Below are 10,526 nucleotides of genomic sequence, written 5' to 3' on the forward strand. Positions count from 1 at the left end.
CCACCGCACGCACGGCCGCGGGGTCAGGACGCCGGCGGCAGCGTCGGCACGGCGGCGAGCAGCCGGCGCGTGTAGGCGGCCCGCGGGCGAGCCAGCACGTCGACGGTCGGCCCGGACTCGACGGCGCGCCCGTCCTTGAGCACCAGCACCTCCTGGCACACGCGGGCGACCACGCCGATGTCGTGCGAGACGAGCACGAGGGTCATGCCCTCCTCCCGCCGCAGCCGTTCCAGCAGGGTGAGGATCTGTGTGCGCACGGTGACGTCCAGCGCCGACAGCGGCTCGTCGCCGACGAGCACCCGCGGCCGGTGCACGATCGCGCGCGCGATCGCGATGCGCTGCCGCTGCCCGCCGGAGAACTCGTGCGGGTAGCGCTCCGCGGCGTCCGTCGGCAGCTCGAGGCGGGCGAGCACCTCGCGCACCCGTGCGCGGTGGTCGCCCGCGACGCCGAGAGCCCGCAGCGGCTCGGCGACGATGCGGCCCACGCTCATCCGCGGGTCGAGCGAGGCGTACGGGTCCTGCAGCACGAGCCCCGTCGCCCGGCGCAGCGGTCGCAGCGACCTGGCCGGCGCGCGCGCGTCGACCGGCCGGTCCTCGCATGTCACGGTGCCCGCGGTGGGGGAGTCCAGTCCCAGCAGCAGCCGCACGAGTGTCGACTTGCCCGAGCCCGACTCGCCGATGATCCCGAGCGAGGCGCCCTCGCGCACCTCGACGTCGACATGGTCGAGCGCCGTCGTGACCGCCGGTCTGTCGAACAGGGTCCGTCGCGGAGCGGTGAAGGTGCGAGTCAGGCCCGCGCCGGACAGCAGGACGCCGCTCACGCCGCCCCTCCTCCGGCACGCCACGCCGTCGCGCGGGCATCCCGCAGCAGCGCCTGCGTCACCGGCGACGCCGGCGCCGACAGCAGGCGCGCGACCGGTGCGCTCTCGGCCACGCGACCCGCCGCCAGCACCACGACATGCGTCGCCACCTGCGCGAGCACGGCCAGGTCGTGCGTGATGAACACGAGCGACATGCCGGCATCCGTCACGAGGGCGCGCAGCAGCTCGAGGATCTCCGCCTGGATGGTGACGTCCAGCGCCGTCGTCGGCTCGTCCGCGATCAGGAGGTGCGGTTGAGCCGCCAGCGCCATGGCGATCGCGACGCGCTGCCGCTGCCCGCCGCTGAGCTGGTGGGGATAGCGCTCGAGCAGCCGCTCCGGGTCGGGGAGCTGCACGCGACGGGCCTCCGCCAGCGCGCGGTCCCGGGCGGCGGCCCGGCGGATGCGCGAGTGGATGCGGACGGACTCCGCGATCTGCCGTCCCGCCGTGCGGATGGGGTTCAGCGCCGTCTGCGGCTCCTGGAACACGATGCCGATCTCGTCGCCGCGCAGCCGCGCCAGCTCGCGGTCGGGGAGGCCGAGGATCTCCCGGCCGCGCCACCGGATGCTGCCGGTCGCCGTCGCGCCCTCGGGCAGCAGCCCCAGCACCGCGAGGGCCGTCAGCGACTTGCCCGATCCGGACTCGCCCATGAGCCCGACGCGCGCGCCGTCCGGCACGTCGAACGAGACGCCGTCGACGACGCGGCGTCCGCCGATCTCGACCACGAGGTCGCGCACGGTCAGGCTCACGAGATCACCTCCGGCTGACGGGCGCGGGCGCGCCGGGCGCTGCGCGTGGCCAAGGTCGGGTCGGTCGCCTCGCGCAGCGCGTCGCCCAGCAGGTTCAGGCCGAGCACGGTGACCGCGATCGCGAGGCCCGGCCACACGACCGACAGCGGATACGCGCTGAGGTACTGCTGCGACTGCGCGAGCAGCAGCCCCCACGACGGCTCGGTCACCGGTGCCCCGAACCCGAGATAGCTCAGCCCGGCCTCCGCGAGCACGGCGACCGCCATGCCCCACGACAGCTGCACGATGAACACGGGCGCGACGTTGGGCAGCAGGTGCCGCATCAGGATCTGCGGCGGCGTCAGCCCCGACGCCCGCGCCGCGACGACGTAGTCGGCCCGCGCCACCCGGCGCAGCTCGGGCCGGGTCACACGGGCGATGTTCACGCCGAAGCCGATGCCGACGGCCCAGACGACGACGCCCAGCGACCCACCCCACACGGCGGCGATCATCATCGCGATCAGGAGCACCGGGAAGGCGATCAGGATGTCGACGAGCACCGCGACCGACTCGCGCACCCACCGGGTCGTCAGCGCGCCGAGCGCTCCGAGCGCGAGGCCGATGACCGTCGCCACCAGCCCGGCGCCGACGGCGACGGCGACCGTGGTCCGGGCGCCGGTCATGATCAGGCTCGCGATGTCGCGGCCGGTGGCGTCGGTGCCGAGCACATGCGGCCAGCCGGGCAGCGCCCAGCGGTCCGGGACGTCGGTGTGCTGCGGATCGAACGGCGTCCACACCAGCGACACCGCCGCGGTGACGACGACGAGCGCGACCGCGACCAGCCCGAAGCGCCCGGTCGGCAGCGCCCACAGCCGTCGCACCCAGCCCGGTCGCCGTGGCTCGCCCCGGCGCGCTGCCCCGGCATCCCGCCGCCCGGCCCGGCCTGGCATCCATGTCCCACTTTCGACCGGGTCATGTCCCGGTTCGGACCGCTCCGAGGCGCTCTGAGCGGTCCGAACTGGGACATGCTCGCGCGGGGGAGGGGAACCATGCTCGTCCGGGGGCGGGATGCTCATGCCGCCTCCCGCTGCCGCGGATCGAGCGCATGGTGCACGAGGTCGACGAGGAACCCGACCGCCAGCACGAAAGCGGTCAGCGCGAACAGCTCGCCCTGCACCTTCGGCAGGTCGCGCGCGCCGACGTCGGAGACCAGCATCCGCCCGATGCCCGGCAGCGAGAACAGCTGCTCGATGACGACGGCGCCGACGATGATGCCCGCCACCTGCAGCCCCAGCACGCTCACGATCGACAGGCCGACGCCCGGCAGGCCGTGCCGCAGCAGCGCCTGGGTGCGCGTCAGGCCCTTCGCCGCCGCCGTGCGCACGTAGTCCTGTCCGATCGCCTGCAGCGTCGCGCTGCGCACGAACCGCAGCAGCATCGCGCCCTCGACCAGCCCGATCGTCACCGCGGGCAGCACCAGCGCGCGCAGCGCCGCGCCCGGATCCGCCCAGCCGGCCCGAGGGAACCCCTGCGCCGGCAGCCATCCCAGCCATACCGCGAACACGACGACGAGCATCATGCCCGCCCACACCACGGGCACCGCCGCGATCGCCTGCGAGCCGACGCTGAGAGCGACCCCGGACCCTCGCCGGTTCCGCAGCGCCGAGATCACGCCGAGCGGGATGCTGACCGCCAGCGCGAACAGCAGGGCGAGCGCCCCGAGCGGGAGAGTGACGGCTGCCTTCTGCGCCAGCTCGCCGGCCACCGGCGTGCCGGTGACCAGCGAGGTGCCCAGGTCGCCGCGCACGAGCCCGCCGAGCCAGTCGAGGTACTGCAGCGGCCACGGGCGGTCGAGCCCGAGGGCGGCCTGGATCGCCGCCACCTGCGCCGAGGTCGCGTTGCCGCCGGCGATGAGCTGCGCGACATCACCCGGCAGCAGCCGCAGCGCGACGAAGATGAGCGCGCTGGCGACGAGCAGGCCCAGCGCGAGCAGGGCCAGCCGGGTCAGCGCGTACCGGATCACCCGTCGCTCTTGGCGAGCTTCGTGACGTCGAGCCGCTCGTTGACGTTGACGGTCGGCATGCCCGTCACATCCGACGCGACGGCGACGACCGAGGCGCCCTGATAGAGCCAGTCGGCCGCGTCGTCCTCGGACACGATCCGCGCCGCCTGCGCGAGCAGGGAGGCCGCCTCGGTGTCGCTGGTCGCGGCGATCGCCTGCTGGTACAGCGACTGCACCTGCGCGTCGTCGTAGGTGAAGTAGTAGTCCGGGTCGGCCCAGTTCTCGAAGTCGCGAGCCTCGGTGTGCAGCACGAAGCTCAGCTCGTAGTCGTGGTTCGTGTAGACGTCGTTGAGCCATGTCGTGAAGTCCACGGAGTCGACCGTCAGCGTGATGCCCACGGCGGCGAGGTCGGAGACCAGCAGCTGCGAGAGCGTCGCCGGATAGATGTTGGGGATCTTCAGCGTCAGGTCGAGGCTCGAATACCCGGCGTCGGCGAGCAGCGCGGCGGCGGCGTCCGGGTCGTACGGCGCGACGTCGGAGAGGTCCTCGTAGCCGGGATCGAGCGAGGGGATCGGTCCGTACAGCGTCTGCCCGGCCCCCAGCGCGGTCACGATCGCCTCGTGGTCGATGGCCTGCCGGATCGCCTGCCGCACGCGCTGATCGGCGAGCGGGCCGCTGGTCTGGTTGAACGCGAGCGTGCCCTTGTCGGTCGACGCGCCGAGCTCGAGCGTGAAGTCGCCGCCGGCCTCGATCTGGTCCTTCAGGGTCGCGTCGAAGCCCGTGACCACGTCCAGCTCGCCGGCCTGGGCCGCCGAGAGCGCCGCCTGGTTGTCGGGGATGTAGTCGAACACCACCTCGGATGCCGCGGCCGCGTCGCCCCAGTACCCGTCGTACCGGTCGAGGGTGATGCTGTCGCCCTGGGTCCAGCTCGTCAGCGTGAACGGGCCGGTGCCGTTGGCCGCGGTCTGGTAGTCGACCGTGTCGCCCTCCTTGAGGACGACGCCGGCGCGTCCGGACAGGTTCCACAGCAGCTGCGAGTCCGGCTGATCGAGCGTGAGGGTGACGTCCTGGCCGTCGGCCGTGATCGACGTGACGTGCGAGAGGGTGTCGGCGTCCGCCCAGCCGGCGTTGTCGCGGTGCTGGGTGAGCGACCAGACGACGTCGTCCGGGGTGAGCTGCTGCCCGTCCTGGAAGGTCACGCCGTCGCGCACCGTGAACGTGTAGCTCAGCGCGTCGTCCGAGACGGTCCACTCGCTCGCGAGCGCGGGCTCGATCTGCTGGTCGGGCGTGCGCGACACCAGCCCCTGATACACGTTGTCCATCAGGATCTGGTCGAGCGCCGACCCCGCAGTCTGTCGGATGTCGAGGTTGGTCGGCTCGAGCACGAGCCGTACGACGACGGTCGAGTCCTCGGATGCGGAGGTCGTGGCCGGGGCGCAGGCCGTGAGGGCCAGGGCGGCCGCGGCGGCGAGGGCGGTGGCGGTGAGGATGCTGCGACGGAGCATGCGGATCCTTTCGCCCGGCGTCGGACCGGGACGGGCAGGGGCTGTGGTGCGGGTCTCAGCCTAGAACCCGGGGTGGGTCCCGGCGATTCCCGCCCGGTCACGCGCCGTCACGTTCGGGCCGTGCGCACCAGGGCGGCCAGCTCGACGGGGATCTCCTCCTGCACGTTGTGGTGCGCGGGCACGACGATCACGGATGCCGCCGGCGCGTGGCGCGCGAACTCCGCCGCGTCGGCGTCGGTCACATAGCCCTCGGCGCCGCGGATGAGCGTGATCGGCGCGGAGACGGCCTCCACATCGGCCCACCCGCTCGCCGACAGCAGCCGGGCGAGGGCGCCGCCGCCGGCATCCGGTGCATCCGTCGCGCCCGCGTTCGCCGCCGCAGCGGCCAGGTGGGCGAAGTGGTGCTTCCACTCCACGCGGCCGTCGGGGCGCACGCGCGAGTTCAGGTAGACGCCGCGTTCGGCGGCCCGGCGGGTGCCGCCGAGGCCGAACGCGAGCGCCCGGTCGACGAGCTCGTCCCGCGTGGCCCAGTCGGTCGGTCCGGCGAAGAAGGAGCGGATCTGCTGCGGACCCGCATCCGGGTCGACACCGGGGGTGATGTCGACGATCACGAGCTCGCGCACGAGGTCGGGACGGCCGGCTGCCACCGCGGCGCCCGTCAGGCCTCCCAGCGAGTGCCCCACGAGGGTCTGCGGCGCGTCGGTCCAGGCCTCGAGCGCGGCCACCACGTCGGCGGCCAGGGTGCGGGGGGAGTAGTCCAGGTCGGCGCGCCACGACGAGTCCCCGTGCCCGGCGAGGTCGACCGACAGCGTCGGCAGACCGAGCGCGAGGACCGTGGTGTCCCAGGTGTGGGCGTTCAGCCCGGCCCCGTGCAGGAACGTCACGACCGGTGCCGCCTCGCCGTAGCGCAGCCCCGACAGCGTGCGGCCGTCCGGCAGGTCGAGGCTCAGCCGCCGCGCCGTGGGGAGCGCGCCGGTCACGCCGATGTCGGCGGCCTGGTCGGGGAGGAAGGAGAACTCGTCGAAGGCGTCTGCGCTCACCTGCGGAATGCTACGGCGCCCGGCATCCGCTCGCATGTCGTGGGTAGGGTGACGTCATGAGCGACGAACGCCGCGTGCACCTGTCCAAAGCGGCGCCCGCCGCCTACCAGGCGCTCGACGCGTTCGCCAAGACGGTGGGCGCCATCGCCGCCGATGCCGGCATCGACGACCGCCTGCGGGAGATCGTGCAGCTGCACGCCTCGCAGCTCAACGGGTGCGCCTACTGCGTCCGGGTGCACGTCGAGCGGGCCGTGAAGGCGGGCCTCGACGCGGACGTGATCGCGCAGATCGCCACGTGGCGCGAGTCGGGCGTGTTCACCGAGCGCGAGCGCGCCGCGCTCGAGCTGACGGAGGCGATCACGTTCATCCACGAGGAGGGCGTGCCGGACGCCGTGTACGACCACGTCGGCGGCATCCTCACCGAGGCCGAGTACGTCGCCCTCGGCTGGATCATCGTCTCGATCAACTCCTTCAACCGCATCACGATCGCGGGCCGGCTGCCGGTGCCGCCGCGCGCGTGAGCGCGCCGCTGCGGATCCCCGGCGCCGTCAACCTGCGGGACGTCGGCGGGCTGCCCGCGTCCGGCGGGGTCACCCGAGCCGGGGTGCTGCTGCGCTCGGGGAGCCTGTCCGGCCTGGATGCCGCGGGCCGCGACGCGCTCGCGGAGCTGCGGCTGGCCGCCATCATCGACCTGCGCGACGACGACGAGGTGATCGCGTCGCCGAGCGCGCTGGACGACCGGCTGCCGGTGCCGCAGCGGGTGCCGCTGTTCCTGGGGTCGGCGGCGTCCTTCTTCATCGACGACATCGGCCTGCCGGAGCTGTACCGGGGGATCCTCGCCCTGCCCGACCGGCTGGCGGCGGTGGCGCGCGGCGTGCTCGGCGGCCATCCCGTGCTCGTGCACTGCACGGTCGGCAAGGACCGCACCGGCGTCGCCGTGGCCCTGCTGCTGGCCGCGGCGGGCGTCGAGCGCGACGCCGTCGTCGCCGACTACGCCCGCACCGAGGCGTCGCTGCCGGCCGAGCGCAACCGGCGCCTGATCGCCTGGCTCCGGCAGGCGCACCCGGACGCCGTGCACCTGGAGGAGCTCGTCTCCGCGTCCCCGGCCGCCGTCATGACCCGGACACTGGCCGAACTCGACCGCGACCACGGCTCGCCCGCCGGCTACCTGCGCGATGCGGGACTGGACGCCGCGGACCTCGCCGAGCTGCGCCGGGTCCTGGTGACTGAGAATCGGCTGGGTCAAGGTTAGGCATGCCTTCCCTTTCGCGGTACGCTGGTCGGGTCATGAACGAGACCGCCACCCGCACCGCACCGCGCCGCGCCGCCAGGAAGACGCGCGTCCCGCATCTCGTCACCGCTGACGAGACCTCGCTCGTCGACCTGGAGATGCTGCTGGCGACGCTGCCGCTGTGCGCCACGGGTCGCGTGTTCGTCGAGGTCCCCGACGAGTCGTACGTCGTGCCGATCACCGTCCCGGCGCGCATGACCCTCACGTGGCTGGCCCGCGATCGCCGCTCCGGCGCGCCCGGCTCGTGCCGCGGCTGCGCCAGCGGCGAGGCGCTGTCGCGCGCGGTGATCGCCTGGGCCGACGAGATGATGTGCGCCGAAGACGACACGACGACCGTCACGCTGCTCGGCGGCTTCCTCGGCACCGCGGAGATCGTCGACCACCTGCTCGCGCGCGGCGTCGACGCGGCCCGCATCCACGCGCCCGAGCGTTTCGGCCTGCTGCCGCGCTGAGCGCGGGGTCGCGACCGCCCAGGCTCGGGCGACACCCCCTAGCATTCGAGCATGAGCGAGTCGCCCACGCCCCTGGTCCCGCGTCGCATCCCGGTCTGGATCGTCGTGTGGCTGATCGTCACGGCCGCGATCCAGACCTACGACGCCTGCTACGAGCTGCTCGGCGCGGTCTCGCACGCCGGCGGTCCGCTGTCATGGCTCTGGCCCGGGCACGTGTTCTACTCGAGCTTCGACCACCGTTACGCCGACTTCGACGCGTTCGGCAGCGCGCAGAGCTGGGCGAACCTGCTCGAGGTGGTCGTGCTGATCGTCGCGATCTGCCTGCGGCGGCGGTGGTCGGGCGTGGTGCTCGCCCTGATCGTCAGCACGGCGACCTTCTGGAAGACGGTGATCTACTTCCTCGTGGAGATCTCCAGCGGTCTGGAGATGACGCGGCAGTCGCTCGAGCAGGGGAACCTCGTCGGCTTCCTCGCGGTCGCGGTGCTGCCGAACCTGGTGTGGATCGTCGTGCCGCTGAGCGTCGTGATCGTCCTCGGCCGTCGCGTGTGGCGGGCGGGCGTCGCGTCCGTGCCCGCTCAGAGCGCGGGACCGGCGGGGCGGGGCAGGTAGTTGCCGTCCTCGAGCCCGGCCTCGATCTCGAAGCGGTTGCGCAGCGGGTCGCGTCCGGCGAGCGCGTAGAGGAACGGCATCAGGATGCCGTAGCGCCGCCACTGGCGCTCGTGCACGGCCTCGTGGCGCAGCAGCCGGGCGTCGATCCGCCCGTCGCCGGTGAGGAAGCAGTGGCCCACGGTCGTGCCGCCGCGGCCGAACGACCACGCCGGCATCCCCCGGAACACCCACAGCCGGCCATGACGCTCGACGCGTCCGCGGCTGAGGAGTCCGCCCCACACCCACCCGACCGCGCACCCGTACACGTATCCCGCGTACGTCACCCACCCCCACAGGCCGGTCGGGGGCGCCGGACGGTCAGGCAAGGGAGCCCACCAGCCGCAGCAGCGTGCCCATGTCGGCCGAGGCGTCGGCGGCCGACGCCGGGACGAACTCGGTCAGCGACGCGCCGACGACCGGCACCGCCTCGCGCAGGCGCTTGAGCGCGGCGACGAGCTCGGGAAGCTGCGCCCCGAACGGCGCCGCGGTCTTCACCCCGGGCATGTGCGCCGGGTCGAGGACGTCGACGTCGACGTGCACGTAGACGGCCTCGGCCCCGGTCGCCGCGACCGCGGCGGCGATCGCCTCCGGATCGGCGAGGGCGTCGACATCCACGCGCCGCACGCCGCTGGCGGCGAGGAACTCCGCCTCGGGCTCGTCGATCGACCGGGTGCCGACCAGCACGACGTCCGACGCCGCGACCGCGCCGGACGGCAGCCGCAGGCCGTCCGGGCCCTCGCCCAGCACGGCCCGCAATGACATGCCGCTGAAGGCATGAGAGGTCGAGCTCGCGGGGGAGTGCAGATCGGGATGGGCGTCGGCCCACACGACGGCGATGCGGCCGTGACGCGCGGCGGCGTGGGCGATGCCGGCGACGGAGACCGAGCAGTCGCCGCCCACGAGCAGAACCGGCTCCGTGCCGACGGCCAGCTCCGCATCCACCGCCCGACGCACCTGCAGCAGCGCGCTCAGCCGGGCGACGTCGCCGCCGCGCGCGTCGCCCGCCTCCAGCGGCACGTCGATGCGCGTGGAGGAGGAACGCGGGAGGTCGCCGGCGATCGCCTCCGCGCCGTCGATGAGCGCCATCGCGCGCGGCGACGACGATCCCTGCCACTGCGGGACGACGACGAACCGGGTCACGGAGTGGCGGTGCCGGTGATCGATGCCTGGGTGCCTGTGGCCTTCAGCGCGGCCAGCCGGGTCTCGACCTCGGTCAGCTCGCCGACGTCCTCGAGCGCCTCGAACTGCGCGTCGAGGCTGGAGGCGGCCAGCTCCGCCTTGCCGGCGGCGAGCGCCTCCTGCCGGCGGATCTTGTCCTCGAAACGGCCGATCTCGCTGGTGGGATCGAGCACGTCGACGCTCTTGAGGGCGTCGTGCACCTTGTTCTGCGCCTCGGCGACCTTCGCGCGGGCGAGCAGCTCGCTACGCTTGGACTTGAGCTGCTCGAGCTTCTGCTTCATGCCGTTCAGCCCGTCCTTGAGCTTGGCGACGATCTCGGTCTGCGAGGCGATCTGCGGCTCGGCGGCCTTGGCCTCGTTCTCCTCCGAGAGCTGGCGCTGCAGGGCGATCTTCGCGAGGTTGTCGAACTTGTCGGCGTCCGCGGTGCTGCCCGCCGCGCGCAGCTCGTCCGCCTTGCGGCTGGCCGCGAGCGCCTTGCCGCCCCACTCCGCCGCCGCCTGGACGTCCTCGTCGTGGTCGCGCTCGAGCAGGCGCAGGTTGCCGATGGTCTCCGCGATCGCGGACTCGGCGTCGGCGATGTTGTTGGTGTAGTCGCGGACGAGCTGATCGAGCATCTTCTGCGGGTCCTCCGCGGCGTCGATCATCGCGTTGACGTTCGCGCGGACCAGGGTCGAGATGCGTCCGAAGATGGACTGCTTGGCCATTGTGGTTCCTTTCCTAGGGTCTGTCGGGCGTGGATGCCGATGTCAGAAGCGACCGCCCCCGCCGCCGCGGCCGCCGCCGAACCCGCCGCCGCGGCCACCGCCGAATCCGCCGCCGAA

At 73.4% G+C, this 10,526-nt stretch carries 13 protein-coding genes; 4 read left to right on the forward strand and 9 right to left on the reverse strand.

The features are described from left to right. Positions 1-23: 23 nt before the first annotated feature. From QM626_RS00250 to QM626_RS00275, 6 genes are all read right to left on the reverse strand, one after another. On the reverse strand, positions 24-821 hold the full coding sequence (locus QM626_RS00250) for an ABC transporter ATP-binding protein (RefSeq protein ID WP_415072671.1): 798 nt from the start codon (positions 819-821) through the stop codon (positions 24-26). Then, entirely contained in the window at positions 818-1,609 is a 792-nt protein-coding gene (locus QM626_RS00255) for an ABC transporter ATP-binding protein (RefSeq protein ID WP_415072673.1), read from the reverse strand. Before QM626_RS00255 ends, QM626_RS00250 begins: the two co-directional genes overlap by 4 nt. Further along, positions 1,606-2,538, reverse strand: a complete 933-nt coding sequence (locus QM626_RS00260; RefSeq protein ID WP_415072675.1) for an ABC transporter permease — start codon at positions 2,536-2,538, stop codon at positions 1,606-1,608. The genes QM626_RS00255 and QM626_RS00260 overlap by 4 nt, the downstream gene beginning before the upstream one ends. A 122-nt stretch (positions 2,539-2,660) precedes the next feature. Then, the gene (locus QM626_RS00265; RefSeq protein ID WP_415072677.1) at positions 2,661-3,611 is read right to left on the reverse strand and encodes an ABC transporter permease; all 951 of its coding nucleotides are present in this window, start codon (positions 3,609-3,611) and stop codon (positions 2,661-2,663) included. After that, a complete protein-coding gene (locus QM626_RS00270; RefSeq protein ID WP_415072692.1) occupies positions 3,608-5,095 on the reverse strand; it encodes an ABC transporter substrate-binding protein in 1,488 nt (495 codons plus the stop codon). Before QM626_RS00270 ends, QM626_RS00265 begins: the two co-directional genes overlap by 4 nt. Before the next feature lie 107 nt (positions 5,096-5,202). Further along, the gene (locus QM626_RS00275; protein WP_415072704.1) at positions 5,203-6,135 is read right to left on the reverse strand and encodes an alpha/beta fold hydrolase; all 933 of its coding nucleotides are present in this window, start codon (positions 6,133-6,135) and stop codon (positions 5,203-5,205) included. A 56-nt stretch (positions 6,136-6,191) separates the two neighbouring features. Here QM626_RS00275 and QM626_RS00280 point away from each other — a divergent pair, with 56 nt between their 5' ends. The 4 genes from QM626_RS00280 to QM626_RS00295 are packed head-to-tail and all read left to right on the forward strand — an operon-like array spanning position 6,192 to position 8,487. Then, positions 6,192-6,656, forward strand: a complete 465-nt coding sequence (locus tag QM626_RS00280) for a carboxymuconolactone decarboxylase family protein (RefSeq protein ID WP_415072706.1) — start codon at positions 6,192-6,194, stop codon at positions 6,654-6,656. Next, complete coding sequence (locus QM626_RS00285) at positions 6,653-7,387, forward strand: tyrosine-protein phosphatase (protein WP_415072708.1); 735 nt, start codon at positions 6,653-6,655, stop codon at positions 7,385-7,387. Before QM626_RS00280 ends, QM626_RS00285 begins: the two co-directional genes overlap by 4 nt. A gap of 35 nt (positions 7,388-7,422) precedes the next feature. After that, entirely contained in the window at positions 7,423-7,878 is a 456-nt protein-coding gene (locus QM626_RS00290; protein WP_415072710.1) for an SIP domain-containing protein, read from the forward strand. 51 nt (positions 7,879-7,929) lie between these two features. Continuing rightward, positions 7,930-8,487: a hypothetical protein gene (locus QM626_RS00295; RefSeq protein WP_415072712.1), complete on the forward strand. Its 558-nt coding sequence runs from the start codon at positions 7,930-7,932 to the stop codon at positions 8,485-8,487. On the opposite strand, the gene QM626_RS00300 is transcribed toward QM626_RS00295, so the two are convergent. The 3 genes from QM626_RS00300 to QM626_RS00310 are packed head-to-tail and all read right to left on the reverse strand — an operon-like array spanning position 8,454 to position 10,409. Further along, positions 8,454-8,852, reverse strand: a complete 399-nt coding sequence (locus QM626_RS00300; protein ID WP_415072714.1) for a Fe-S oxidoreductase — start codon at positions 8,850-8,852, stop codon at positions 8,454-8,456. The genes QM626_RS00295 and QM626_RS00300 overlap by 34 nt on opposite strands. Then, a complete protein-coding gene (locus QM626_RS00305; protein ID WP_415072716.1) occupies positions 8,845-9,666 on the reverse strand; it encodes an arginase family protein in 822 nt (273 codons plus the stop codon). The genes QM626_RS00300 and QM626_RS00305 overlap by 8 nt, the downstream gene beginning before the upstream one ends. Continuing rightward, positions 9,663-10,409 carry a PspA/IM30 family protein gene (locus QM626_RS00310; RefSeq protein ID WP_415072718.1) on the reverse strand — a complete coding sequence of 249 codons (747 nt, stop codon included), beginning with the start codon at positions 10,407-10,409 and terminating at the stop codon, positions 9,663-9,665. The genes QM626_RS00305 and QM626_RS00310 overlap by 4 nt, the downstream gene beginning before the upstream one ends. Positions 10,410-10,526 lie beyond the last annotated feature (117 nt).

Origin of the sequence: Microbacterium sp., from assembly GCF_047606385.1 — a bacterium.
In the GTDB taxonomy this organism is placed as follows: domain Bacteria; phylum Actinomycetota; class Actinomycetes; order Actinomycetales; family Microbacteriaceae; genus Microbacterium.

What these genes read in the sequence shown, in the direction of transcription:
- QM626_RS00310 (WP_415072718.1), bottom strand. Translation starts at nt 10,409, where the DNA reads ATGGCCAAGCAGTCCATCTTCGGACGCATCTCGACCCTGGTCCGCGCG.
- QM626_RS00290 (WP_415072710.1), top strand. Translation starts at nt 7,423, where the DNA reads ATGAACGAGACCGCCACCCGCACCGCACCGCGCCGCGCCGCCAGGAAG.
- QM626_RS00270 (WP_415072692.1), bottom strand. Translation starts at nt 5,095, where the DNA reads ATGCTCCGTCGCAGCATCCTCACCGCCACCGCCCTCGCCGCCGCGGCC.
- QM626_RS00280 (WP_415072706.1), top strand. Translation starts at nt 6,192, where the DNA reads ATGAGCGACGAACGCCGCGTGCACCTGTCCAAAGCGGCGCCCGCCGCC.
- QM626_RS00295 (WP_415072712.1), top strand. Translation starts at nt 7,930, where the DNA reads ATGAGCGAGTCGCCCACGCCCCTGGTCCCGCGTCGCATCCCGGTCTGG.
- QM626_RS00260 (WP_415072675.1), bottom strand. Translation starts at nt 2,538, where the DNA reads ATGCCAGGCCGGGCCGGGCGGCGGGATGCCGGGGCAGCGCGCCGGGGC.